Raw genomic sequence first — 23,623 nt, forward strand, 5'->3', positions numbered from 1 at the left:
GCGGAAAGGTACGGGATGTCACGGAAAGCTCCTCGGAGCCTCGCCCGTACGATCTCGTGGTGTCCTTTTCGGTGGCCGACATCTTCTCGGGTGCGGGCGGCATGAGCTTCGGCTTCCACGCCCACCGCGACTTCCGGGTCGTCGGTGCCGCCGACGCGCAGATCGGTAAGCCGTCGAGCCGTCTGGGCTCGTTGCGCTGCAACGACACCTACCGCGCGAACATCGGCGTCGACCCGTTGGAGGTCGACCTCTCGAAGGTGTCCCCATCCGCGCTGAGAGAGGTGTGGGGCCTCAAGCGCGGTGAGCTGGACGTCTTGCTGGCGTGCCCGCCGTGCTCGGGCTTCAGCCGGATCACCGCCCAGAACCACCTGCGCGACGACCCGCGCAACTCGCTGGTCGGCCGGATCGCGGTGTACGCGCAGGAGTTGCGGCCGAAGGTCGTGCTCGTCGAGAACGCCCGCGAGCTCGTCAAGGGCAAGCAGCGTCACCACTTCGACAGCCTCGCCGAGGAACTCACCCGAATCGGTTACTCCGTCGCCGGCGGCACGCACATGCTGTCCAAGTTCGGCCTGCCGCAGCTGCGCGAACGGACGTTGATGGTCGCGGTCGACGAGGGCCTGCCGCTGCTCACGCTGGACGACCTGTGGGAGGGCAGGGTCATCCGCCCGTCCGCCATCACGGTCCGGCGCGCGATCGGGAAGCTGCCCGTCGTGGCGGCCGGTGAGGCGCACCCGGAAGACCCCATTCACGTGTCGCCGACCTTTTCCCAGGACCGCAGTCTCGAACGAATGCGTGCAATTCCCGCGAACGGTGGTTCGTGGGCGGATCTGCTCCGGTCACCGGAGACCGCGGAGTTGTTGAATCCGGCACAACGCAAGATCGTCGAACAGCAGAACTGGGGTTCTCATCCGGACGTGTACGGCCGGATGTGGTGGGACGAACCCGCCCGCACCATCAAGCGCGAATGCGGCCACGTCGGCAACGGCCGTTATGCCCACCCCGTGCAGCACCGCCTCTGCACGGTGAGGGAGATGGCACTCCTCCAGGGCTTTCCGAAGCAGTTCCGCTTCGACGTCTCGATTCTCGGCAACGCGTACCGGCACGTCGGCGACGCCGTTCCGCCGCTCATCGCCTACCAGTTGGCGGGGCTGACCCGCTGGATTCTCACGGGTCGCAGGCCTGAACCGAGAGAGATGTGTCTGCGAGGCACTTCGCTGCGTCCGGGAGACATTCGGCCGGTCGAAGTTACCGAAATGGTGGCGTAGCCCTTGAACCGTTGCCGCTGCTCATCCGTAGCGGGACGCGTCACTCGATAACTGTTCGGCAACGAATCTAACGTCACCTGACAAATCGAATGCATCGCGGACCTATCCACTGTGGACACCGTGAGTAGCTTTTTGCTGGTCACGCATGGTTTGTTGTGCGCTCTATACCTCACCCCATCGTGTGTCACCCCATCGGATAGTGTCCGCTCGCTTCCTGTCGGTTCAGTGTCGATCTTGACGTGCCGACCGTCCCGACGGGCGACTGACTTTCCCACCGCGTTCGGGCTAACTTCAGCGAGCAAGGAGACCCATGGCTTCCCGGTTGAGGATCGGCACCGCGCTGCTCGGCGCGACCGCCGCTCTGGCTTTCACGACCCTTCCGGCCCACGCTGACGTCATCATCAAGCCGGACCGCGGTGGTCAGGAGAAGGGCCACGACGTGTGGCTCAAGAACGTCGGCAACGTGAGCGACCCGAACGAGCTCAAGCAGGGCACCGAGATCATCAAGCTCCGCATCGAGGACGACGAGAAGCGCTCGAACGTCCTCACCTACTGCGTCGAGCTGCCGACCCCGCTCGAGGACTCGGACGCGCTCAAGGAAGCCCCGTGGGGCACGCACCCGAACCCCAAGTCCAAGTTCCCGGCGAACGCGGGCAAGGTCCTCTGGATCCTGCAGAACTCGTACCCCGGCAAGACCATGGACGAGGTCAAGAAGGCGTTCGGCGACCAGTTCGACAAGAAGGAGACGATCGCCGCCACGCAGGCCGCGATCTGGCACTTCTCGGACGACGCTGAGATCGACCCCGACAAGACCAACAACTCCGACATCGTGAAGCTGTACGAGCGCCTGATCAAGGACGCCGTCGCGAACGAGATCAAGGACCAGCCGAAGCCGACGCTGGAGATCGCCCCGGCGTCCAAGTCCGGCGTGTCCGGCGAGAAGATCGGCCCGTTCACGGTCACCACGACCGCGTCCGAGGTCAAGCTGACCGGCAACCTCCCCGAGGGCGTCACCGTCACCGACGCCAAGGGCAACCCGCTCGCGGTGCAGAAGCAGGGTGAGCAGCTGGCCATCCAGGCCGCGGGCGAGAAGGTCTCCGAGTTCTTCGTGAACGTCCCGGAGAAGGCGCCGGCCGGCAGCGCCACGTTCAAGCTCTCGGCCGAGGCCGAGATCGCGATCGGCCGCCTGTTCGTCGCGCACAACCCGAAGCAGGAGGACAAGGCGCAGTCGCTCGTCGTCGCGCAGCCGCAGAAGGCCAAGGTCGAGAAGGAGGCCAAGGCCGACTGGAAGCTCGAGGTCAAGCCGTCCACGCCGTCCTCGAGCACCACGACGACGACCACGACCACCACCACGACGACCACCACCGCCACCACGCCGAACAACCCGGCTCCTGGTGGCAGCGGTGACGACAACCTCGCCTCGACCGGTGCCTCGATCCTGTGGCCGCTGCTCGGCGGTCTGGCGCTCGTCGGCGCCGGTGTCGGTGCGCTGTTCGTGGTTCGCCGCAAGAAGGCCGGCGCCTGATCTGATCAGTCGCCCCCGCTGACGAACGCCCCCAGGACCCGCGCCGGTCCTGGGGGCGTTTGCCGTCTTGCACGCGGGGCCCTCTCGTGCGCTCAGAGTGAACGAAAGCTCCCCGCGTGCACATCAGCGGCGGCTGATGCCCGCCACGCTGATGTCGCCGTCGGCGATCGCCACGTCTCGTTGCGAAGACGCGCCGGAGAAGATCGCGCGGGCGGGGTCGCGGAAGTTCTCCACGATCTCGACGCGCTGCACCGGCTTGGCCGTCGGGATGATGGCCTCCAAGTCCCACGTGCGACCGAACCGGACCAGGTAGGTGTTCACGTTCGGCTTGCCGTCCTCAGTGGCGTAGACGCGCCACGTGAACGGGTCGATCTTCTCCATCTCACGGGTGCGCAGTCCCCGTGCGACTTCCTTGGTCTCCCACGAACGACCGTTCCAGGTGGACAGGTAGTTGTGCAGCGGTCCCTTGTCGGCGTCGCCCGTGAACCACAGCAGGAACGGCTGGCCGAACGTCGTGCCCACGAGCTGGATGTAGTCGGGGGACTTCACGCCGTTGGGCAAGGTCAGCGGGGTCTCCGCGACCTTCAGGTGCTTCTCCTGGTCGGCGTCGTCGATCTGGGTGCCCAGATCCTTCCCGGCGGCCGAGTAGAAGTGCAGGTTCCGCGGGTCGAACCACGCGTAGTAGATGTTGCGGTGGTACCGGTCGTGCAGATGGCCTTCGGGGCCACCGCCCGCGAGCGTGTAGACGATCCGCACGCGGCCGTTGTCCTCCTGGCGCAGCTGACCGATGTAGATCTCGTTCATGTTGTCCGCGCGGGACGTCGAACCGATCGCGAACCGGTCTCCGGTCAGGTCCGTGGAGGTCTTCCACGTCTTGCCGTTGTCCTTCGACACCACGTAGAGCATCGGACGGGTGTCCGTGGGCGTCGTGTGGTCGAGGTCGCGGGTCGTCTCGCGGTAGAAGACGTAGATCGTGCCGTCGCGGGTGACGAACGGCATCGGGTACGTGGCCGCGTTCTTCGAGATCAGCGTCTCCTCCCACACGCCGTCAGCCGAGTTGGGCTGTGGCGAGCGGGACATGCGCAGCTCGACGTTGTGCATGCCGCGGAAGATCAGCAGGTGCCCGTCCCTGGCCTGGACCATGGTCGGGTAGTTGTGCGAGTCCGCGTCACCGTCCGCGACCCGGTTGGGCGCGGACCAGGTGGCCTTGCGGTGGTCGTACGTCTGGACGTAGCTGTCCTCGTACTGGCCGGCCCACGAGATGAAGGTCTTTCCGACTTCGCGGTCGTAGACCCCACCCGCGACCGGGCGCCGGTCACTGCGTGCCGCGACGTTCGTGGCGGTGGTCGTCACCGCGAACTTCGCCTTCCCCTGCGCGTCGGCCGTGGCGTGGGCCGAGGGGACTGCGACGAGCGGCAACAGCAGTACAGCGGACATAACTCCACGCAGGAGCCGTGTCATGTGGCGTGTCCTCCTGGTTCTGGCCGCGACGGCGGCCGACCAGGCGGCGGCACGGGTCATCCTCGTTTCACAGAGCCGACTTGTCCAGGCGCGGTTAGCGTGATCGCGGGCTATCAACACGCGGGGCCTACTCGGGTACCCTGCGTCAGGAGCGGAGGAGCGCCACATGAACTTCGACGAGATCAAGAACAAGGCCATGGACCTGGCCGAGGAGCACCACGAGCAGGTCGACAAGGGCGTGGACGCCGCGGCTGATTTCGTCGCAGGCAAGTTCGGTCACGAAGAGCAGGTCGACTCGGTTGCCGAGAAGATCAAGGACATCCTTCCAGGTGGATGAGTGAACTCCTTCAACGCCACTGACGCAGGGCGGGTCACCTCGAACGGGGAGACCCGCTCTCCTTCTGCCCGCAGGCCAGAGATGATCACCTGGCAGGGCCTCCACGAGCCGCGCCTGGAGCAGGTCCGCCTGCTCCTGTCGAGCGACCAGCGCCTGCGCGCGTCCGGCCGGATGGTCGCCGCCGGGCCCGACGAGCAGTTCAACGCCTCGTTCGAGGTGTCCGTCGACGAGAGCGGCCAGGTCAACCGCCTGCTGCTCCGCACGGCCACGGTCCTCGAAGAGCGCCAGTGCTCCCTGTCGAGGACCGAGGACGGCGCCTGGCTCGTCGACCACGGCCAGGGCGCCAAGCGCGAGACGTTCAACGGTGCGCTGGACGTCGACGTGCAGTTCGCGGTGTTGTTCAACACCATCCCGATCAGGCGCCTGGGGCTGCACCGCGAGGAGGGCGAGTTCACGCTCCCCGTCGTGTGGGTGTCGCTGCCCGAGCTGACGGTGAAGGCCGTGACCCACACGTACAAGACGGTGTCCGTCGCGGACGACGTCTCGGTGGTGCGGTTCAAGAGCGCCGGGTTCGAGCAGAGCATCAAGGTCGACGCCAACGGCCTGGTGGTCGACTACCCGTTGATCTCGAAGCGGATTTAGAAGCCTTCCAAGAAGTACTTCCTTCGTGGCGAGTCGTGTCCAAACGATGGAAGCCGGTGGGGTTCGCCTTCTAGCGTCCGACCATGCCGAAACGATTCTCGAGCGTGGTGGGGCGCTCGTTCGGTGATGGCGTGCGCGAAGCCATCCAGTCAGCCGGTCTGACGCAGCGCAAGGCCGCCGAACTGCTCGACTGGGAAGAGGCCAAGGTCTCGGACCTGGTCAAGGGCAAGGGCGGGGTCACCGAGGTCGAGTTGGCGATGCTGCTCGGCCTCTGCGGCACCAAGCCGGACGAGGCGCGGCGACTGTTTGCGCTGTTCAAAGAGTCACGTGAGAAGGGCTACCTCGAATTTGCCGAGGATGGCCTGTTGAGTCCGCAGCCCACGTTGATGGAGCAGGAGCGGCACGCCAACAAGATCTTCGTGTGGTCGCTGAACCTCATTCCTGGCCTGCTTCAGATCGACGCCTACATACGTGTCGTGTGCGAGACGTCTGTCCTGGGCAGCGACCCGCTGGCCATCGAGACGGCGATCAAGACGAAACTCGCGCGGCAGGCCATCTTCCACCGCAGTCGAGAGTTCGTCTTCTTCATCCACGAACACGCCCTCCGGCTGCCGGTCGGCGGTCCAGAAGTGATGAAGGCACAACTGCTCCACCTCCTGACGATGATGGTGCGGCCGTACATCAGGATCCGCATCCTGCCCATCGAGGTCGGGGCGCATGCTGGAGTGGCCGGCTCCTTCACACGGCTGCAGTACGAGAAGTTCGAGCCAGTGATCTTCGTCGAGGGCGGCAGAACAGGCCTCTTCCTCGAAGACAAGGACAGCTTGACCTACTACGGCAACGTGGTGGAACGGCTCGATCAGTTGGCCTTGGATGAGGTTCAATCTAAGGAGCTGATCACCAGCATGGTGTCTTGAGGAGGCGCTTGGCATGTCGAGGTGGCGGAAGAGCAGCTACAGCGCGGACCAGCAGGACTGCGTTGAGGTCGGTTGCGGCATCGGCATCCGGGACAGCAAGGCGCCGACCACGCACCTGCCCCTCTCGGACAAGGCGTGGTCGGCGTTCCTCAGCTACATCATCTCGCCCAGCACCTCCGGGTCGATGAGGATCGGCGCGGGCCGGTAAGCCGGCGGCTCGACGCCCATCAGCTCTCGGACCAGGAAGTCCCAGCAGCGCGTCCGCACGTACGCGATCCGGTCGAGGTACAGGTGCTCGGCGCCCGGCACGATCAGCAGTTCGAAGTCCTTGCCCGCCGTGATCAACGCGTCGGCCAGCCGCAGCGTGTGGTCCGGGTGGGCCGTGTCGTCCAGCTCGCCGTGGACCAGCAACAGCTTGCCTTCCAACCGGTCCGCGAGCTCCGTGTTCGAGGCGCGCAGCCAGGCGTCGGGGTTGTCGGCGCCGTCGCACGACTCCGCCCAGCCCAGTCCGATCGTCCGGGCGTCGTGCGAGCCGGACAGTGCGACACCGGCGCGGTACGTCTCCGGGAAGGCCAGCATCGCCCGTCCCGCCGCGAAACCACCGCCGGAGTGGCCCATCACGCCCACGCGTGACAGGTCCATCCACGGGCGGGTGGCCGCGAGCTGGTGCAGGGCCGCGACGTGGTCCTCCAGGCTGCCGGCGTCGGCGAGGTTGCCGTACGACACGTCGAGGAAGGCCTTGCTGCGGCCGGGGGTGCCGCGGCCGTCGAGGGCGACCACGACGAAACCGACTGCTGCCAACGGTTCGGCGTCCAGGCCCATGCCGCCGGGGTCGAAGCACGGGTCGACCCTGGTGACCTGCGGGCCGGGATACACGCTGTCCACCACCGCGTAGTTGGCCGACGGGTCGAACCCGCGCGGCTTGTACAGCACGCCGTAGATGTCCGTCTCGCCGTCGGCCGCCTTGACGCAGAAGCGTTCCGGCGCGGTCCAACCGGTCTCCAGCAGCCGCGTGATGTCGGCGCTCTCCAACGAGACCAGCACCTCACCAGTCCAGGAACGCACCGTCGTCACCGGTGGAATGTCCACAGTGGACGCCGAGTCGACGAAGTACTGCTTGTTCTCCGACACGGTGACGACGTGGTCCAGCGCGTCGTCGGTGACGCGAGCGAAACCGGTGCCGTCCAAGGAAACGCGGCAGACCGAGCGGCGGTACGGGTCCTCGGGGACGAGTCCCGACGCCATGAAGTACACGACGCCGTCCGAGGCGTGCAGGATCTCGCGCACCAGGTACTGGCCCGACGTGACCTGGCCGAGCAACGAACCGGTGTGCAGGTCGTAGCGGTAGAGGTGGCCCCAGCCGTCGCGCTGCGAGAACCACAGCACCTCGTCGTCGAGCATCTTCACGATCGGCGGGCCGTACATGAACTGGTTGGGGCCCACGCGGTTGGTGCCGGTCTCGCTCACCACGACCCTGACTTCGCCGGTCGCCGCGTCCATCCGGTTCAGGGTGAGGCTGTGCTGGTCACGCGGGCGGCTGAGGAAGTAGACGGCTGAGCTGTCGGAGGACCACCACGCCCAGCCGGCCGTGATCGGCGAGAACTCCGGCATGAGCAGCGGTTCGGCCTGAGCGCGGACCATCGTTCCCGCGGAGACGTCGAACACGACCAGTTCGGCCAGCGGCACGTGCTCGTCGCCGGGGTAGGCGTAGCGCTGGGTGTGCACGCGCGGGGCGCTGCCGTCGGCTGGCCTCGACTCCAGCAGGTGCGTCTGACGGACGTTGCGCTGGTCGGTGCGGTGGGCCAGCACCTTCGTCGAGTCGGGCGACCAGGCCAGTGCGGGAGGCAGGTGCGGCAGGCCGAACTTCCGCATCAGCGTGCTGTAGCTCATGGCGTCCGGGCCGTAGCCGTAGCCGTGGCCCTCCACGCCGTCGGTGGTCAGCGCCCACTCGCGTTCGCCGGAACGTGCCCACAGGTCCTCGCCCCGGCGGGACACCGCGACCTTGCCGTCGGGGGAGGTCACCTCCAGCGGGTTGCCGGGGGTGGGCAGGAACGGGGTGGGGTCGAAGCCCGGTTCACGGGTGCCTGCGGCCGGGTCGACGAGCACGAACTGGCGGTCGGCGCCGTCGCGGACCTGGTACCAGAAGCGGGTGCCAGCGTCGATCCACTGTGGACGGACCTTGTCTCCGACGACGAGCTCGCCGGGGCTGGCGGAGCGGCGGAGCAGTTTCTCCGCGGCCTGGTAGTTCTCGGTGGTGCTCAACGGTTTCTCCCCAGTGGTCGAAGTGGTCAGAGGCTGCGGGCGGTGATGTCGCCGTAGGCCGTGGTGGCGTGGATGGTCACGTCGGTGGTGCCGTTGTTCTTGAGCGAGTTGTGGATCCGGCCGTAGGAGGTGCCGGCGTCCATCGAGGCGGACAGGCCGGCGGCGACGCCGACGGTGATGTCGCCCTTCTGCGTGCTGATCTCCGCGGATCCGTTGAGGCGGCCGATCGTGACGTCACCGGCCTGCGTGGTCAGCGAGACGCGACCGGCCTCGTCGAGCTTGACGTCGCTCTGCGCTGCCTCGAACGCGATGTCGCCGAGCCTGCCGACGCCGCGGAACTCCGCGCTGGCGGCCTTGGCCTCGACGCGGGAACCCGCGGGCAGCTGGACGGTGATCTCCACGGACCCGGACGGGCCGAGGACCTTGCCGCCGGGGTCACCGTTGATCCGCAGGACGCCGTCGGCGAACTCGACCGACGTCTTCTCCGCGGCCTTCACGTCGCGGCTCTTGCCGGCGTCCGAGGGGCGCACCTCGACGGTGGTGTCCTCGCGGTCGGCGGCGATGAACTGGACGCGGCCGGCGGGGATGTCGAGGACGGTGGTGATCGGGGCGGTGGTGGTGAAGTTCTGCATCTCTGGCTCCTGTGGCTCGTTGTTTCTGATGATGGAAAAGCTACGTTGCGTTCACGGAAGTCGCCAACAAGCTTGTTGCGTTCTGTTTGCATACCCGCAGTTCAGAGGCAAGATATTGTTGCAATGGGGCGTAGAACTAACGCAACGATCATGCCGTTGCGTTGCAATGGGATGACGGTGAACGCTATGGTCTGACGCATGCCAGGAGGTCGACTCACCCAGCAGGAACGCCAGCAGATCGCGATCGGCCTCGCCGACGGTCTCGCCTACGCCGAGATCGCGCGCGGCCTGGACCGTCCCACGTCGACGATCACCCGCGAGGTGATGCGCAACGGCGGTCCCGCCGGCTACAAGGCAGATCTCGCGCAGCTCGGCACCGAACGCCGTGCCCAGCGGCGCAAGCAGTCCACGTCGAAAGGCCGCCAGCCGCTCGAACGCGCCGACGGCCGCGACCCCGAGGCCGTGCGCGAGTTCGAGGAGGCTTTCTCCGCCATCTTCATCGCGCAGGGCCTGCCCAAGATGACGGCCAGGGCGTTGGCGTGCCTCTACGCGACGGACTCCGGCAGCCTCAGCGCGTCAGAACTGGTGGCGCACCTTCAGGTCAGTCCGGCGTCGATCTCCAAGGCGATGTCGTACCTGGAAGCTCAGGGCCTGATCGGCCGCGTGCGCGACGAACGCCGCCGCGAGCGCTACGTCGTCGACGAGGGCGACATCTGGTACCAGTCGATGATCGCCAGCGCGGCCGGGACGTCGAAACTCGCCGAGGCCGCGCGAGGAGGAGTCGGCGTCCTCGGTTCCGGCACCCCGGCCGCCGACCGCCTGGAGAACATCGCGCGGTTCCTCGACTTCGTGTCCGAGAGCATCGTCAGGGCCGCCGAACAGGCCCGCGACATCCTGCACCCCAAGGGTTAGACGCGGACTGCCACCGCAACGCCCTGTCCGACGCCCACGCACGCCGCCGCGATCCCGATGCCACCGCCACGCGCCCGCAGGTGCCGCGCCACGTCGATGATCACGCGCGGCATCGACGCCCCGAGCGGGTGCCCGTACGCGATCGCGCCGCCGTGGACGTTGACCTTCTCCTTCTCGATCTCCGGCAGGTGGTGCAACACGGACAGCGCCATGGCGGCGAACGCCTCGTTGATCTCCCAGAGGTCGACCTGGGCGGCGTCGAGGTGCAGGCGCTTCAACAACTTCCGGATCGCCGAGACGGGCGCGATCGTGAAGCGGTGCGGCTCCTCGCCGGTCGTCGCGCTGCCGAGCACTTCGCCCAGCGGTGCCACGCCCAGCTCCGCCGCGATCGCCTCCGTGCCGATCAACGCGGCCAGCGCGCCGTCGTTGAGCGGTGACGCGTTGCCCGCCGTCACCGACCCGTTCTCCGAGAACGCGGGCTTCAACTTCGCGAGCTTGTCGAGGCTGGTGTCCGCGCGGACGTTCTCGTCGCGCCGGATCGCCGTCCCGTCCGGCAGCTGCACGGGGAACGCGAAGCCCTCGTGCACGCCCGCGTCCCACGCAGCAGCAGCGCGACGGTGCGAGCGCAACGCGAAGTTGTCCATCTGCTCGCGTGTGATGCCGAGTTCGTGGGCCACGTTCTCCGCGGCCAGCCCCAACGGCACGGTGTAGTGCTTGGGCATCCGCGGGTTCACCAGCCGCCAGCCCAGCGCGGTCGACACGGTCTCCATGCGGTCGGGGAACGGCTTGTCCGGCCGGGCCGTCACGAACGGCGCCCGGCTCATCCCCTCGACGCCACCGGCGACGACCAGGTCCGCGTCGCCCGCGGCCACCGCCCGTGCGCCCTGGATGATCGACTCGCCACCGGACGCGCACAGCCGGTTCAGCGTCACGCCCGGCACCGACACCGGCAGCCCGGCCAGCAGCGCGGCCATGCGGGCGACGTTGCGGTTGTCCTCGCCGGCGCCGTTCGCGTCGCCCAGCAGCACGTCGTCGATGCGCGCGAGATCAAGTCCGGGGTAGCGGCGCAGCAGATCGACGATCGGCAGCGCCGCCAGGTCGTCGACTCTGATGCCGGAGAGCCCTCCCCGGTACCTGCCGAACGGCGTGCGGGCTGCATCGATGATCAGTGCGCGAGCCATTACTCCATATTGCGGCAATCAGGGCTTCAACAAGAAGGGGACGTAGCCGGTTTCCGGGTGAACGTCTGAATCGGTGCTGAACGCCCTCACCTCGACGGCGTGCGCACCGGGTGTCATGGCCGCCGTGTTGAGTGAAATCCGCCACCGGCCTGCGGCGGCAGGTCCGTCCGCAGTAGTCGGCACGGTGGCGACGTGCGTGCCGTCGAGCCTGATCTCGAACCCCGCGAGGCCCGCCACGGACGAGTCGAGGGCGTTGATGCGGATCTCCAGCACCACCCGGCCGCGGTTGAAGGCGGCGCCGTTCTCGATGGGCTGACCGCTCGCGTCCAGGACCTCGGGGACGGGGTCGGCGAGCAGCGGCTTGGCGTCGACGAGTGGTGTGCCGGACTGGCGCTGCGGCGGGTTCGTGGGGCCGGTGAGCTCGACGTCGGTGTGGGTGACCTGGATGCGTTCCTCGGTCACCAGCTGGACGTTCACGTTGTCGGTGAAGGCCTCTTTGGGCAGGTCGGCGACGGCGGGGAACTCCGCGCCGGGCTTCCACGGCGTGCCCTCGACGGCGGGGCGCAGGGGCACCACGACACCGTTGATTCGCACGGCCGTGAGCGGCTCGCTCTCTCGTGACGGGATGAGGGCGATGCGCAACTGCCCGCCGGTGACGTTCGCGATCGGGTTGGAGCTGACGCTCGCCGGACCGTCCACGCGGACCTGTGGCGTGGGGACGGCGGGCGGTGCGTCGGCCTTGGCCGTCCGGTAGCCGATCAGGTCGACGCCCGCGCGGATCCGATCGCCCGCGAGCGCCGCGAAGCCGAACAGGGCCGTCGCCTCGTGCCACTGCGGCACGAACGGCGAGGTGGCCACGACGTCGCCGTCCCGCACGAGCTGGGTGCCGTCCTTGGTCAGCACGATCTCCCAGCGCACGGTCACGCCGGGCAGCGCGGCGGGGAGGGCCTTGACCGCCGTGCCGTTCGGGACGAGCTCGACGACCGAGTTGCCGGAGGGGTCCGTCGAGACGGTCGCGCGGATCGTGTTGGGCGGCACCGGATCGCCCTGGACGCTCACCGGCCCCGGCACCAGGTCGAGCAGCAGCTTGCCGCCGGTGCTCGGGGCGTCCGTCTCGATCACCACGCGGCTCTCGTCGTCGCTGCGGACGAACGGCGTGCGGGACCTCAACGTGACGGCACGGGTGCCGCAGCTGCTGCTGATGATGAGCCGGTCGTGATCGTCCTCGTCGCCGGACGTGGCGCGGGCGCAGTCGGTGCGCTTGGCGAGCCGCCACCGTTGCAGATCGGGCTCGTCGGGGGCGTCGAAGCGGTCGACGAACGTGTACGGGGCGCTGTCGGCGCGTGGTGTGGCCGTGGTCCTGGCGGGCTGCGAGCGTTGGCCGAACGAGTCGACGGCGCGAATCTCGATCTGCTGCTCGCGGTCGTTGACCAGGCCGTTGAGCTGGGTGCCCTGGCGTGTGACGAGCTTCGTCCGCTCGCCCCACCGCACCTCGTACGCGGGTGCGTCGCCGGCCCAGTTGAGCTGGATCTTGTGGTGGCCGCCGCGCGCGACGACACCGGTCGGTGTGGCCGGGCGGCTCTGCGGGCTCGGCACGAGCACCTGCTCCGCCACGTACGGCTTGAGCTTCGTCGGCGGCGGGGGAGCGGTGGGCAGGGTCGAGTCGCTCCCGCCGGTGTCGCGCAGGACGATCACGCCGACCACCAGCGCGAGGCCCGCGACAGCGAAGGCGACCCGCTTCATAGCGTCACGCTAAGGCGTTCAACCCAGCTCGAACACGGTTTCCGCGATAACGGGTTCGCCATGGTCCGCCGGAAGGACGATGAGCTTGAGCCGAGCGTGTGACCTGGGCGTCAGCTTCTTCGTGTCGAGCCAGAATTCGTGCCTGCCGGGCACCCCCGGCCCCTGCTCGTCGGTGGGCAGGGAGACGATCCGCTTGCCGTCCAGTTCGAGCTCGCAGCCGCGGTGGCCGATGGCGTTGATCTCGGCCGTGACGAGGATGCGGCCGGTCGGTCGAAGTGGCTGCGGGGGCTTGGTGCCGTCCTCGTGCATCACGTGCAGCCGCGGGGCACCGGTCTTGATGCCGCCGGGCCGGTCCGTGAGCCTCGGAAGCGTGCCGGGGCGACTTTCGGGCTTGCGGATGACCACGAGCTGAGCGTCCGGGACGGCCGGGATCTTCCTGGTGCTGACCGGGATGTCGGTGACCTCGACCTGGTTGCCCGGCCTGGAGGTGACGATCTTCGCCGCGATCGCGTCCTGCGGCAGTTCGGTGTCCTGCTGGAGCCCGATCACCTCGGTCGGGACCGCTCGTTCCGGCACGCCGCCGACGCCGAACGCGTCCAGGAAGCCGCCGCCGTCGATCCTGATCCGCGGGTGCACTATCGGCGACTTGATCGCCACGGGCTCGTAGGCGACCACCACGCCGTCGCGCAGGGCGACCACCGCGTCCGGCAGCACCCGCATCTCCCACCGGTGCCGCACGCCCGCCACGAGGCCGGTCATGGGGGAGTCGCCGAGCGCGACCTGCTTGCCGGTGCGGGGAAGTTCGGGGTCGGCGATGATCCGCGTGCCCTGGGTCGTGACGTCGAGGCTGACCGTGCCGTGGGGCTGGAGGTCGGTCTCGTTGAGGTACTGCCACGGGTCCGGCAGCAACGTGAGCTGCACGTGACTCGACTCGACCGCGCCGCCGACACTGATGACCGCCCGCCCCGTCGCGCCGTCCGCCGCGGGAACCCCGAACCTGATGGGCGTGTTCGACTGGAACGCCGCCATGGGGCAGTCGACGTCGATGCGCCTGCCAGGCCCGAACGCCCGCAACCCGAGGCACTCCGGCTCGGCCTCGATCCGCCACTTGCGCGGGTCGAGCGCCTCGGGCCCGTCGAACCTGTCGACCTGGCCGACGAGCAGGTCGTCCCACTTGTCGTCGTAGAGGTCCTTGGGCGTCGCGGCGATCCTGAGCGGCTCGGACCGCTTCCCGGTCGCGCTGACCGCCCGGATCTCGACCTCGGTCTGCTGATCGGGATCGAGGTCGGCGAGCTCGACCTCGGGACCGGGCACGAGCTGCTCTTTGCCGTTCCAGCGCACCTCGTAGGCCGGCGCGGACCCGTTCCACGCGAGCTGCAGCGCGTCCGGGTCGAGCGCCTGAGCCCTGGCGTTGGCGGGTTTCGTCGGTTCCTGCAACGCGACGACCTCGACCCCGTCAGCGATTTCTCGTTTGAGGGTGTCCGGTGCGTCGCCGGTCCGGAGCGCCACGACGGCGGCGACGACGAGCGCGAAACCACCGAGCCCACCGGCGAGCGTCCGTCGATCCACCCGGCGACCTTACGACGTTTCCGCTTCGGCGGTGCTACCGTTCAGCCCAACCACGCGCCCACCCCGCGACCCGAGATTCCGGAGCGCCGCGAGCGCCCCCGGCTTGGTCAGGTCGATCGTGACTTTGGTGCGCTGAGGCTGGTTGACCAGCGCGTTCCTGCCCTCGTGCCCGGCCTCGATGGTCTTGGCGAGCCCTCCGGTGGACGCCAACGACCCCCGTGCGGCACCCAGCCGTCCGAGGGCGTCGTCGACGGCCATGAGAAGCGCGTCACGGTTCCCCTCACACATCGCCCGCACGAGCTCGGGCCTGCTGCCCGCCACCCTCGTGCCGTCCCCGAAGCTGCCCGCCGCCAGCGCCATGGCGAGCGGCCCGCCGTCCGCCCCGACCGCAGCGAGGATCGCCGCCATGACGTGGGGAAGGTGACTGATCCGCGCGACCGCCTCGTCGTGCTCCTCGGGCGTGGTCGGCACCACGTGCGCGCCGAGGTCCAGCGCGAGCTGCATGACGTCGTTGAGGTGCTCGCCGGCCTCCTCGGGCGTGACGACCCAGGCGGCGTTCTGGAAGAGAGTCTCTGATCCCGCGTCCCAACCGCTCTGGCTGGTGCCGGCCATGGGGTGGCCACCGACGAAGCGCACCTCGGGCGCGTACCGGTGGACGGCGTCGTGGACCGGCCCTTTGACGCTGGTCACGTCGGTGAGGCGGGTGTTCTTCGGGATCTTGCGCAGAAGGTCGGGCAGCGCGGGCAGCGGCACGGCGAGGACCACGAGGGCCTCGGGATTGCGGCTGAGGGCCTCGTCCACGCTCGTGATGTCGAAGCCCTCAGCGCGCGCCTTGTCCGCGTCGTCGTTGCTCGCCGTCGCACCCCACACGGTGCGCCCGGCAGCCTTGGCGGCCCGCAGCACGGAGCCGCCGATCAGTCCCAGTCCGATCACGCACACGTCTCGCACGCGTCCATCATTCCGTGCGAGGCGTGCTGGGAACTACCGCAGGGCGTCCAACGCGAACGCCGCATACGTCGCCACCCCGTGCTCCATCGCGGCTTCGTCGAACAGCACCCGGTTCGAGTGGTTCGGCGCGGCCTCCTCCAAGTCGATCCCCCGCGGGCACGCCCCGAGGAACGCCAACGCCCCCGGCACCCGTTGCAGCACGTAGGAGAAGTCCTCCGCGCCCATCAACGGGTCCTGCATCGCCTCGCTCCACGTCGGCCCCATCGCCCGCGCCGCCAGGTCCACCACGTGCTGCCCGACCACGTCGTCGTTCACCGTCACCGGATAGCCCGGCACGATGCTGACCTCGGCGTGGCACCCGTACGCGGCGGCCGTGTGCTTCACGAGCTGCTTGAGCTCCTTGTGCACCTGGGTCCGCGTGGTCTCCGACAGGGTCCGGATCGTCCCGTCCAGCGTCGCGGTCTCCGGGATGATGTTCGTCGTCGTGCCCGCCTTGATCTGCGCGACCGTCACCACGGCCGGCTGGTGCACGCTGATCCGCCGTCCGAGCATCGTCTGGATGGCGCCGACCATCGCCGCGGCGGCCGGCACCGGGTCGAGGGCGTTGTGCGGCATGGCGCCGTGGCCGCCTCGGCCCTTCACGTGGATGTGGAACGTGTCCGCGGAGGCCATCATCGGGCCCGGCCGGCACGTCACCACGCCCGACTTCATCGTCGAGGTGATGTGCAAGGCGAACGCCTTTTCCACGCCGTCGTCGAGCAGGCCTTCCTCGATCATGTAGCGGGCGCCGTGGTAGCCCTCCTCGCCCGGCTGGAACATGAAGAGCACCCGGCCGCGCAGGGCGTCGCGCCGGTCCGCGAGCAGCCGGGCGGACGAGGCCAGCATCGCCACGTGCGTGTCGTGGCCGCACGCGTGCATGTTGCCGTCCACTTCGGACGCGTAGGGCAGGCCCGTGTCCTCCTGGAGCGGGAGGCCGTCCATGTCGCCGCGCAGCAGGACCGTGGGGCCCGGCTGGTCGCCTTCGAGCACCGCCACGACCGAGGTCGTCGACTCGCCCTTCGTGACCTTGAGGGGGAGCCCCTCCAACGCGTGCAGGATCGCCGCCTGCGTCTTGGGGAGCTGGAGTCCTTGTTCGGGGTGCCGGTGGATCTGCCTGCGCAGCGCCACCGTGCGGGGCTGGAGCGCGCGCGCCCCTTCGAGCAGTCCGACGAGACGGGGGTCCGGCGTAGTTGTGCTCATCTACCGATGGTGCCACCACCTCGGCTACCGGGAAGGTCGTCTGGGCCCTACGGTGTGCACATGACAGAGCAGGAGCCGGTCAACGGCTTCGCGGTCGCGGTGGTCCGCGAGGACGGCCGCTGGCGGTGCAGCAAGATGGACAGCTCCGCGCTGTCGGAGCTGGACGCGGCGATCACTCAGCTGCGCCAACTCAGGTCGACCGGCGCGGTCTTCGGGCTGCTGGCCGTCGACGAGGAGTTCTTCATCATCCTGCGTCCCGTGCCCGGCGGCGTCGCGCTGCTGCTCTCGGACGCGGCCGCCGCGCTCGACTACGACATCGCGGCCGACGTCCTCGACCTGTTGCGCATCGAACCTCCGGACGAGGAGGACGACGAGCTCTGGCCGGAGGGTGATCTCGGCATCCTCGCCGACCTCGGCATGCCCTCGCACGAGCTCCAGATCATCGTCGACGAGATCGACCTCTACCCGGACGAGCAGCTCCAGATGATCGCCCAGCGCGTCGGCTTCATCGACGAGCTCACGAAGCTGCTTCCCACCATCCAGGCGTGATCTCCGCGGAGGACATGGTCAGAGCCGCCCTGCACGCGGCCGCCGGCTCGGGCCAGGACGTGCCGATCGGCGCCGTCGTCTACTCACCGACGGGCGAGGTGCTGGCCGAGGCCTGCAACGCACGTGAGGCGCTGGGCGACCCGACCGCGCACGCCGAGATCCTGGCCCTGCGCGAGGCGGCCACGAAGTTCGGCGACGGCTGGCGCCTCGACGGCTGCACCCTCGCCGTGACCCTGGAACCGTGCACGATGTGCGCCGGCGCGTTGGTGCTGGCGCGTGTTTCTCGTCTCGTTTTCGGCGCCTGGGAGCCCAAAACAGGCGCTGTGGGGTCGCTGTGGGACGTCGTGCGCGACCGCCGGCTCAACCACCGGCCCGAGGTGCAGGGCGGTGTGCTGGAGTCGGAGTGCGCTGACCTGCTGGAACGCTTCTTCCGGACCCAGCGTTAACCCGGTGGATCGGGCTGTGTATTGTTCTTACCGGTGGCGTGTCCGAGCGGCCGAAGGAGCACGCCTCGAAAGCGTGTGAGGTGCAAGCCTCCGTGGGTTCAAATCCCACCGCCACCGCTCATGAAGGGCCCCGGATCTGATCCGGGGCCCTTTTTGCGTTCTCAGGCGGGCGAGCTCACGTGCAGGACGTTGTCGGCGGGGTCGTGCACCCGCATCTCGTAGATCCCCCATGGCCGGACCGCGGGCGGTTCGGCGACAGCTCATCAGAACCCCCTCCGTCACAGGCACGTCTTGCCTGGTGTCGATCTTTACTGCTTTACTAGCTTCCTAGTAAAGCAGTAAAGGGGATGCCGTGTTCGTGTTCCGCATCGACAGCAACTCGGGCGTGCCGCCCTACCTCCAGCTCGTCCAGCAGGTGCGCCAGGGCGTTCTGCTGGGCTTCCTCGCCGAAGGTGACCGGCTGCCGTTGATCCGCGAGGTCTCCGAGACCGTCGCCATCAACCCGAACACCGTGGCCAAGGCCTACCGCCAGCTGGAGCAGGAGGGTCTGGTCACCGGACGTCCCGGGCAGGGCACGTTCGTCAACGCGACAGAAGCCGCTCCCGTCTCGCCTGCGACCTACACGTCGTTGCAGCGCGGCCTCGAGACGTGGCTGGGCCGGGCGCGGGCCGCCGGGCTCGACGAGCAGGCGATCAACGCGCTCTTCACCGCAGCTCTCAACAAAGCCAGGAACGAGAACATCGCATGACCGAACACGCGCTCCAGACGGACGGGCTGGGCAAGCGCTACCGCCGGACGTGGGCGTTGCAGGACTGCAGTTTGTCCGTGCCGTCCGGCCGGGTGACGGCGCTCGTGGGGCCCAACGGCGCGGGCAAGAGCACCTTCCTGCGGCTCGTGGTCGGGTTGCTCGCGCCCACGACCGGCAGCGTCGAGGTCCTGGGCCGGCCTGCCACCGACACGCCACAGGCGTTGTCCCGCATCGGTTTCCTCGCGCAGGACCACCCGCTGTACAAGCACTTCACCGTCGCGGAACTGCTGCGCGTCGGCCGCTCCTGCAACCTCCGCTTCGACCAGGAGCTGGCCGAACGGAGACTTCGGCAACTCGACATTCCGCTCGACCGCAAGGCAGGCGCGCTCTCCGGTGGTCAGCAGGCCCAGGTCGCACTGGCACTGGCGCTGGGCAAGCGGCCGGACCTGCTGGTGCTGGACGAACCCATGGCCAGTCTCGATCCCGTGGCCCGCTTGGAGTTCCTCCAAGCTCTGATGGGCGCGGTCGCCGAGGACGGCATGACCGTGCTGTTCTCCTCGCACGTGGTGCCCGAGCTCGAACGCGTCTGCGACCACCTGATCGTGCTCAACCACAGCCGGGTCACGGTCGCCGGGGACATCGACGACCTGCTGACCGAGCACCGGTTGCTCGTCGGGCCGCGCACGACCGCCGACCTCGACCGGTCCGGCACGGTCGTGGAGGCCACGCACAGCGAACGGCACACGACGTTGCTCGTGCGGGACGGTGGTGCGCCTGCCGCGCCCGGCTGGCAGGCGAGTCCCGTCGGGCTCGAAGACCTGGTCCTGTCCTACCTGCGTCAGCCCGCGCGGAAAGAGGTGGCGGCATGACCTGGCTGACCTGGCGCCAGCACCGCGCCGAGATGTACGCGCTCGGCCTGCTGGTCGCGGCGATCGGAGCCTTCCTGCTCGCGGTCGGGCTGCAGATGCACTCGCTGTTCCCCGGCGGCGCGGGGCAGTGCACGGGCATCGACCTCACCGAGGCGTGCTCGACCGCGATCAGGCGGTTGAACGACGAGCACGGCTACGCCTCCAAGATGCTGAACCTGTTCAGCCTGGTGCCGTTCCTGATCGGCGCCTTCTTCGGCGCACCGCTCGTGGCCCGCGAGCTGGAGGCCGGCACCTGGCAGTTCGCCTGGACCCAGTCCGTGCCCCGGATGCGCTGGCTGGCGGTCAAACTGGGTGCGCTGGGCTTCGCGACCGCGCTGCTCGCCGGCGTCTTCTCAGCCGTGATCACGTGGTACCGGCAGCCGATGGACGTGCTCGACGGCCGGTTCGGGGCTGACGCGTTCGACCTGGAAGGGCTCGCTCCCGCCGGGTACGCGCTGTTCGCGTTCGCCGCCGCCACGGCCGCGGGCGCGGTGCTGCGGCGCAGTCTGCCCGCGCTCGCGGTCGCGCTCGGCGCCTTCCTCGCGGTCCGCGTCCTCGTGGCGGGCTGGCTGCGGCCTAACTACCAGGACACGCAACGTCTCGTGGAGCTCGTGGCCGTCGGCGATCCCGCGGATGTCGGCAACCCGCGGATGTCGACCGGCAACCACCTCGACTGGACCATCGCGTCCGGCTACACGGACTCGGCGGGCCGGCCGCTGTCGCTCTACGACTCCGCGGCGATGTACTCCGCCGCGGAGAAGGAAGGCGTGAAGTTCAGCGCGTACCTGCACGAGCGCGGCGTCCAGCAGTGGGTCGAGTTCCAGCCCGCCGAACGGTTCTGGACGTTCCAGCTCGTCGAGACCACGATCTTCGCCGGTCTCGCCGCGGCACTGCTCGCGCTCGTCGTGTGGCGGTTCCGGCGCCGCGTCTTCTAGAAGCGCACCCGGTCCAGGAGGAGATCGAGCAGCTCTGCGTCCCCGAACACCTCCAGGCCTTCCACGGGTCGCCGCCGGTACACCGCGAGCACCAGCTCGACGATCAGCCCGCGCACCGCGACGGCGGCCTTCTCGTGGCCGTGCCGCACGACCGGTCGCGAGCCGGTGAGATCGATCACCAGCTCGGCGTCGGCGTCGGTGGCGTGCAGGTGCACGGTCCGCCCCGGACCGACCAGGGGAGCGGTTTGCTCGGGCCACCGGTAGAAGGCGAACGGCAGCGCCAGGTCGGTCCACTCGACCAGCGTGTCGCGGGCGACCTCCGGATCCAGCTCGAAGGGCACTCCCAGCGCGTTCGTCACGTCCCAGCGGTGCAGCACGGTCTCGTGCGTCATCCGCCGCGACCACACGCGCGGGCCGGGATGCCCGCCGAGGACCGCGATCATCTCGTCCGGATCGACCTCGGACAGCGCCTCCGACAACGACTTGGCGCCCTCCACCAGCCACGGGACGACCTCGGAGGTCTTCTCGCCGACGTAGGAGTCGAGTTGCTGGGCCTCGTTGCGGTCGTACGGGATCTCCGCGACTCTCTCGCGGATCATCAGATCCGTCCACCGGTGCGCGAGGCCGACGTGGCGGATGAGCTGGTTCAACGTCCAGTCGGGGGTCGACGGCACCTGGACGCCCAGGTCGGCGCCGTCCAGCGACGACACGAGGAGCGAGGTCTGGTGGATGATCTCGGCGCAGCGGCGCTCGTAGGTCAGCATGCCCTCAAACGTAGGGACGCCGGCCGGTGCCTGGGAGGGGTTCACCGGCCGGCGTTCCGAAATCGAGCATACACCATGATCGAACACTTGTTCGAGTGATCATTGATGGGCCAACCGGTTAACCGTTAGTAACAACGCCTTCCAAACGTCACTCGATCGAGGAAAGATGCGGCGGTCCGCCGCATCCCCTGGAGGAAGTTTTGAGACCCACCCTGCCCGGCGTCGGGACAGCGGTGGCGGCGCTCGTGTTCGCCGCCGTCCCCGCCGTTGCCGCACCCAGCACCGACGCCTTGATCTCCGAGGTCTACGGAGGCGGCGGCAACTCCGGCGCCACGCTCAAGCAGGACTTCGTCGAGCTCGCCAACAAGAGCGCGAGCGCGATCAGCCTGGACGGCTACAGCGTCCAGTACATCTCGGCCAGCCCCGGTGCGACGACGCAGTGGGGCGTGACCCCGCTCGCCGGTTCGATCGCGCCCGGCAAGACGTTCCTCGTCGCCGAGGCCAAGGGCACGGGCGGCACCGTCGACCTGCCGACGCCGGACGCCGTCGGCACGATCGCCATGGGCGGCACCAGCGGCACGATCGCGCTGGTCAACGGCACCGCGCCGCTCACCTGCAAGACGGCGGCCGACTGCGCGGCCGACTCGCGGATCAAGGACCTCGTCGGCTACGGCACCGCCGTGGTCAGGGAAGGCACCGCGGCCAACGTCCTGAGCAACACCACGTCGGCGTTCCGCAACATCGAGCTCGGCGACACCGACGACAACGCGACCGACTTCAAGGTCGGCGACCCGAACCCGACCAACTCCAAGGGCGAGACGCCGGGCGGCGGCAACCCGGATCCCGACCCCGACCCCGTGCCCGGTGACAAGCGCATCCACGACATCCAGGGCGTCACGCGCATCTCGCCGCTGCTCGGCCAGAAGGTCAGCAACGTCCCCGGCGTCGTCACCGGCACGCGCGCCACGGGTGACCGCGGCTTCTGGATCCAGGACACGGTCAGCCCGGACGCCGACCCGCGCACCAGCGAAGGCGTCTTCGTCTACACGGCCGGCAGCGCGCCGACCGTGGCCGTCGGCGACAACGTGCTGGTCAGCGGCACGATCGCGGAGTACCGGCCGGGCGGTGAGACGGGCTCCAACCAGACCCTCACCGAGATCACCCAGGCGACCACGATCACGGTCTCCAAGGGCAACCCGGTCCCGGCGCCGGTGGTCGTGAAGAACATCCCGACCGGCTACCTGCCCGCGCCCGGCGGCAGCATCGAGCAGCTCCCGCTGGAGCCGGAGAAGTACGGCCTCGACTACCTCGAGTCGCTCGAAGGCACGCTGGTCCAGGTCAACGACGCCCGCGTCGTCGGCCCGAGCAACTCGTTCGGCGAGGTCTGGGTGACGGTGAACCCCGACCAGAACAAGAACGAGCGCGGCGGCACCACCTACACCGCCTACGACCAGCCCAACAGCGGCCGGTTGAAGATCAAGGCGAGCCCGCTGCCCGCGTCGAACGTCGGTGACGTGTTCACCGGCGCGACCGTCGGTGCCATCGAGTACACGAACTTCGGCGGCTACACGCTGGCTGCTCTGACGCTCGGCACCCACACGTCCTCCAACCTGCAGCGCGAGATCACCGCGCAGCAGAAGGAGAGCGAGCTGTCGGTCGCGACCTACAACGTCGAGAACCTCGACCCGTCCGACCCGCAGGAGAAGTTCGACCGGCTCGCCGAGGGCGTGACCACGAACCTGCGCAGCCCGGACGTCGTCGTGCTGGAAGAGATCCAGGACAACAACGGCGCCACCAACGACGGCACCGTCGCAGCCGACCAGACGCTGCAGAAGTTCTCCGACACGATCGTCGCCAAGGGCGGCCCGCGCTACCAGTGGCGGCAGATCGACCCGGAGAACCTCAAGGACGGTGGCGAGCCCGGCGGCAACATCCGCGTCGGCTTCTTCTTCAACCCGCAGCGGGTGTCCTTCGTGGACCGTCCCGGCGGCGACTTCAAGACCCCGGTCGAGGTCGTCAAGAAGAACGGCCGTGCCGCGCTTTCCGTGTCACCGGGCCGGATCGACCCGCTGAACGACGCGTGGGCGAACAGCCGCAAGCCGCTCGCCGGTGAGTTCAAGTTCCGCGGCCGCACGGTCTTCGTGGTCGCGAACCACTTCAACTCCAAGGGTGGCGACGAGGCGATGCACGGCCGCAACCAGCCGCCGACGCGTTCGTCCGAGGTGCAGCGCGCCAAGCAGGCCGCGGCGCTGAAGACGTTCACCGAGCAGATCCGCGCGATCGACAAGGGCGCCAACGTGGTCCTCGCGGGCGACCTGAACGACTACCAGTTCTCGCCCGCGGTGAAGGCGCTGACCGGTGACGGCAACCTCAAGGCGCTGATCGAGACGCTGCCCGTGAACGAGCGGTACAGCTACGTCTTCGAGGGCAACTCGCAGACGCTCGACCACCTGATCATGAGCAGGAACATCACGCGGTTCAGCTACGACGTGGTGCACATCAACGCCGAGTTCGCTGACCAGGCGAGCGACCACGACCCGCAGATCGTCCGCGCCCGCCCGTCCACGGGTGACGCGAACATCGACAAGATCGTGTTCGCGCTCGAGGACATCCTCGACTGCCTGAAGAAGTAACCGCTGC

At 68.7% G+C, this 23,623-nt stretch carries 22 protein-coding genes and 1 tRNA gene; 14 read left to right on the forward strand and 9 right to left on the reverse strand.

Annotated features, from left to right (window positions below):
* The first annotated feature begins 59 nt into the window (after positions 1-59).
* Positions 60-1,265 carry a DNA cytosine methyltransferase gene (locus AOM45_RS02975; RefSeq protein WP_236703066.1) on the forward strand — a complete coding sequence of 402 codons (1,206 nt, stop codon included), beginning with the start codon at positions 60-62 and terminating at the stop codon, positions 1,263-1,265.
* A gap of 310 nt (positions 1,266-1,575) precedes the next feature.
* Positions 1,576-2,790 carry a thioester domain-containing protein gene (locus tag AOM45_RS02980; RefSeq protein ID WP_030469533.1) on the forward strand — a complete coding sequence of 405 codons (1,215 nt, stop codon included), beginning with the start codon at positions 1,576-1,578 and terminating at the stop codon, positions 2,788-2,790.
* Between the two features lie 123 nt (positions 2,791-2,913).
* Here the strand turns inward: AOM45_RS02980 and AOM45_RS02985 are convergent, their stop codons facing one another.
* Complete coding sequence (locus AOM45_RS02985) at positions 2,914-4,227, reverse strand: BNR-4 repeat-containing protein (protein WP_236703068.1); 1,314 nt, start codon at positions 4,225-4,227, stop codon at positions 2,914-2,916.
* A 190-nt stretch (positions 4,228-4,417) separates the two neighbouring features.
* On the opposite strand from AOM45_RS02985, the gene AOM45_RS49095 reads away from it, so the two are divergent.
* The 4 genes from AOM45_RS49095 (at position 4,418) to AOM45_RS03000 (ending at position 6,355) form a co-directional block, all read left to right on the forward strand.
* The gene (locus AOM45_RS49095; protein WP_081902328.1) at positions 4,418-4,588 is read left to right on the forward strand and encodes an antitoxin; all 171 of its coding nucleotides are present in this window, start codon (positions 4,418-4,420) and stop codon (positions 4,586-4,588) included.
* A complete protein-coding gene (locus tag AOM45_RS02990) occupies positions 4,589-5,230 on the forward strand; it encodes a putative glycolipid-binding domain-containing protein (protein WP_051783989.1) in 642 nt (213 codons plus the stop codon). It abuts the gene before it with no gap.
* 83 nt (positions 5,231-5,313) lie between these two features.
* Positions 5,314-6,147 carry a helix-turn-helix domain-containing protein gene (locus AOM45_RS02995; RefSeq protein WP_030469530.1) on the forward strand — a complete coding sequence of 278 codons (834 nt, stop codon included), beginning with the start codon at positions 5,314-5,316 and terminating at the stop codon, positions 6,145-6,147.
* A gap of 13 nt (positions 6,148-6,160) precedes the next feature.
* Positions 6,161-6,355: a DUF397 domain-containing protein gene (locus AOM45_RS03000; RefSeq protein WP_035911374.1), complete on the forward strand. Its 195-nt coding sequence runs from the start codon at positions 6,161-6,163 to the stop codon at positions 6,353-6,355.
* Here AOM45_RS03000 and AOM45_RS03005 read toward each other — a convergent pair.
* Both AOM45_RS03005 and AOM45_RS03010 read right to left on the reverse strand, forming a co-directional pair.
* Positions 6,301-8,409 (reverse strand): S9 family peptidase, encoded by a 2,109-nt coding sequence (locus AOM45_RS03005; RefSeq protein ID WP_035911371.1) that lies wholly within the window; start codon positions 8,407-8,409, stop codon positions 6,301-6,303. The two genes, AOM45_RS03000 and AOM45_RS03005, sit on opposite strands and share 55 nt — an antisense overlap.
* 26 nt (positions 8,410-8,435) lie before the next feature.
* Positions 8,436-9,041 (reverse strand): DUF4097 family beta strand repeat-containing protein, encoded by a 606-nt coding sequence (locus AOM45_RS03010; protein WP_030469528.1) that lies wholly within the window; start codon positions 9,039-9,041, stop codon positions 8,436-8,438.
* 198 nt (positions 9,042-9,239) lie between these two features.
* Between AOM45_RS03010 and AOM45_RS03015 the strand changes: the two genes are divergently transcribed.
* Complete coding sequence (locus AOM45_RS03015; protein WP_030469527.1) at positions 9,240-9,953, forward strand: GbsR/MarR family transcriptional regulator; 714 nt, start codon at positions 9,240-9,242, stop codon at positions 9,951-9,953.
* On the opposite strand, the gene AOM45_RS03020 is transcribed toward AOM45_RS03015, so the two are convergent.
* From AOM45_RS03020 to AOM45_RS03040, 5 genes are read right to left on the reverse strand one after another with little or no spacing between them, the layout of a single operon-like run.
* Positions 9,950-11,134 carry a thiolase family protein gene (locus AOM45_RS03020; RefSeq protein WP_030469526.1) on the reverse strand — a complete coding sequence of 395 codons (1,185 nt, stop codon included), beginning with the start codon at positions 11,132-11,134 and terminating at the stop codon, positions 9,950-9,952. The two genes, AOM45_RS03015 and AOM45_RS03020, sit on opposite strands and share 4 nt — an antisense overlap.
* An 18-nt stretch (positions 11,135-11,152) precedes the next feature.
* On the reverse strand, positions 11,153-12,877 hold the full coding sequence (locus AOM45_RS03025; protein ID WP_030469525.1) for a hypothetical protein: 1,725 nt from the start codon (positions 12,875-12,877) through the stop codon (positions 11,153-11,155).
* A gap of 18 nt (positions 12,878-12,895) precedes the next feature.
* Positions 12,896-14,446, reverse strand: coding sequence for a fibronectin type III domain-containing protein (locus tag AOM45_RS03030; protein ID WP_030469524.1), 1,551 nt, complete (start codon positions 14,444-14,446; stop codon positions 12,896-12,898).
* 9 nt (positions 14,447-14,455) lie between these two features.
* Positions 14,456-15,394, reverse strand: coding sequence for a prephenate dehydrogenase (locus AOM45_RS03035; protein WP_030469523.1), 939 nt, complete (start codon positions 15,392-15,394; stop codon positions 14,456-14,458).
* A gap of 33 nt (positions 15,395-15,427) precedes the next feature.
* The gene (locus tag AOM45_RS03040; RefSeq protein WP_030469522.1) at positions 15,428-16,633 is read right to left on the reverse strand and encodes a M20 metallopeptidase family protein; all 1,206 of its coding nucleotides are present in this window, start codon (positions 16,631-16,633) and stop codon (positions 15,428-15,430) included.
* A 60-nt stretch (positions 16,634-16,693) separates the two neighbouring features.
* On the opposite strand from AOM45_RS03040, the gene AOM45_RS03045 reads away from it, so the two are divergent.
* The 6 genes from AOM45_RS03045 (at position 16,694) to AOM45_RS03070 (ending at position 20,219) form a co-directional block, all read left to right on the forward strand.
* Positions 16,694-17,182 carry a tRNA adenosine deaminase-associated protein gene (locus AOM45_RS03045; protein WP_030469521.1) on the forward strand — a complete coding sequence of 163 codons (489 nt, stop codon included), beginning with the start codon at positions 16,694-16,696 and terminating at the stop codon, positions 17,180-17,182.
* A 14-nt stretch (positions 17,183-17,196) separates the two neighbouring features.
* Entirely contained in the window at positions 17,197-17,628 is a 432-nt protein-coding gene (locus tag AOM45_RS03050) for a nucleoside deaminase (protein WP_174517886.1), read from the forward strand.
* A 32-nt stretch (positions 17,629-17,660) separates the two neighbouring features.
* Positions 17,661-17,745, forward strand: a tRNA-Ser gene (locus tag AOM45_RS03055).
* A 235-nt stretch (positions 17,746-17,980) separates the two neighbouring features.
* Positions 17,981-18,376 (forward strand): GntR family transcriptional regulator, encoded by a 396-nt coding sequence (locus AOM45_RS03060; protein ID WP_030469519.1) that lies wholly within the window; start codon positions 17,981-17,983, stop codon positions 18,374-18,376.
* Positions 18,373-19,245, forward strand: a complete 873-nt coding sequence (locus tag AOM45_RS03065) for an ABC transporter ATP-binding protein (RefSeq protein WP_030469518.1) — start codon at positions 18,373-18,375, stop codon at positions 19,243-19,245. Before AOM45_RS03060 ends, AOM45_RS03065 begins: the two co-directional genes overlap by 4 nt.
* Positions 19,242-20,219, forward strand: coding sequence for an ABC-2 membrane transporter-related protein (locus AOM45_RS03070; RefSeq protein ID WP_030469517.1), 978 nt, complete (start codon positions 19,242-19,244; stop codon positions 20,217-20,219). The genes AOM45_RS03065 and AOM45_RS03070 overlap by 4 nt, the downstream gene beginning before the upstream one ends.
* Here the strand turns inward: AOM45_RS03070 and AOM45_RS03075 are convergent.
* Positions 20,216-20,983, reverse strand: a complete 768-nt coding sequence (locus tag AOM45_RS03075) for a maleylpyruvate isomerase family mycothiol-dependent enzyme (RefSeq protein ID WP_030469516.1) — start codon at positions 20,981-20,983, stop codon at positions 20,216-20,218. The two genes, AOM45_RS03070 and AOM45_RS03075, sit on opposite strands and share 4 nt — an antisense overlap.
* A gap of 200 nt (positions 20,984-21,183) precedes the next feature.
* Here AOM45_RS03075 and AOM45_RS03080 point away from each other — a divergent pair, with 200 nt between their 5' ends.
* Positions 21,184-23,616, forward strand: coding sequence for a DUF8508 domain-containing protein (locus AOM45_RS03080; protein ID WP_304607978.1), 2,433 nt, complete (start codon positions 21,184-21,186; stop codon positions 23,614-23,616).
* The last annotated feature ends 7 nt before the right edge of the window (positions 23,617-23,623 follow it).

Source organism: Lentzea aerocolonigenes, assembly GCF_000974445.1.
Taxonomy (GTDB): domain Bacteria; phylum Actinomycetota; class Actinomycetes; order Mycobacteriales; family Pseudonocardiaceae; genus Lentzea; species Lentzea aerocolonigenes.

What these genes read in the sequence shown, in the direction of transcription:
- AOM45_RS03045 (WP_030469521.1), top strand. Translation starts at nt 16,694, where the DNA reads ATGACAGAGCAGGAGCCGGTCAACGGCTTCGCGGTCGCGGTGGTCCGC.
- AOM45_RS03065 (WP_030469518.1), top strand. Translation starts at nt 18,373, where the DNA reads ATGACCGAACACGCGCTCCAGACGGACGGGCTGGGCAAGCGCTACCGC.
- AOM45_RS03050 (WP_174517886.1), top strand. Translation starts at nt 17,197, where the DNA reads ATGGTCAGAGCCGCCCTGCACGCGGCCGCCGGCTCGGGCCAGGACGTG.
- AOM45_RS03070 (WP_030469517.1), top strand. Translation starts at nt 19,242, where the DNA reads ATGACCTGGCTGACCTGGCGCCAGCACCGCGCCGAGATGTACGCGCTC.
- AOM45_RS02980 (WP_030469533.1), top strand. Translation starts at nt 1,576, where the DNA reads ATGGCTTCCCGGTTGAGGATCGGCACCGCGCTGCTCGGCGCGACCGCC.
- AOM45_RS03000 (WP_035911374.1), top strand. Translation starts at nt 6,161, where the DNA reads ATGTCGAGGTGGCGGAAGAGCAGCTACAGCGCGGACCAGCAGGACTGC.
- AOM45_RS03025 (WP_030469525.1), bottom strand. Translation starts at nt 12,877, where the DNA reads ATGAAGCGGGTCGCCTTCGCTGTCGCGGGCCTCGCGCTGGTGGTCGGC.
- AOM45_RS03020 (WP_030469526.1), bottom strand. Translation starts at nt 11,134, where the DNA reads ATGGCTCGCGCACTGATCATCGATGCAGCCCGCACGCCGTTCGGCAGG.
- AOM45_RS03015 (WP_030469527.1), top strand. Translation starts at nt 9,240, where the DNA reads ATGCCAGGAGGTCGACTCACCCAGCAGGAACGCCAGCAGATCGCGATC.
- AOM45_RS49095 (WP_081902328.1), top strand. Translation starts at nt 4,418, where the DNA reads ATGAACTTCGACGAGATCAAGAACAAGGCCATGGACCTGGCCGAGGAG.
- AOM45_RS02985 (WP_236703068.1), bottom strand. Translation starts at nt 4,227, where the DNA reads ATGTCCGCTGTACTGCTGTTGCCGCTCGTCGCAGTCCCCTCGGCCCAC.
- AOM45_RS03010 (WP_030469528.1), bottom strand. Translation starts at nt 9,041, where the DNA reads ATGCAGAACTTCACCACCACCGCCCCGATCACCACCGTCCTCGACATC.
- AOM45_RS03075 (WP_030469516.1), bottom strand. Translation starts at nt 20,983, where the DNA reads ATGCTGACCTACGAGCGCCGCTGCGCCGAGATCATCCACCAGACCTCG.
- AOM45_RS03040 (WP_030469522.1), bottom strand. Translation starts at nt 16,633, where the DNA reads ATGAGCACAACTACGCCGGACCCCCGTCTCGTCGGACTGCTCGAAGGG.
- AOM45_RS02995 (WP_030469530.1), top strand. Translation starts at nt 5,314, where the DNA reads ATGCCGAAACGATTCTCGAGCGTGGTGGGGCGCTCGTTCGGTGATGGC.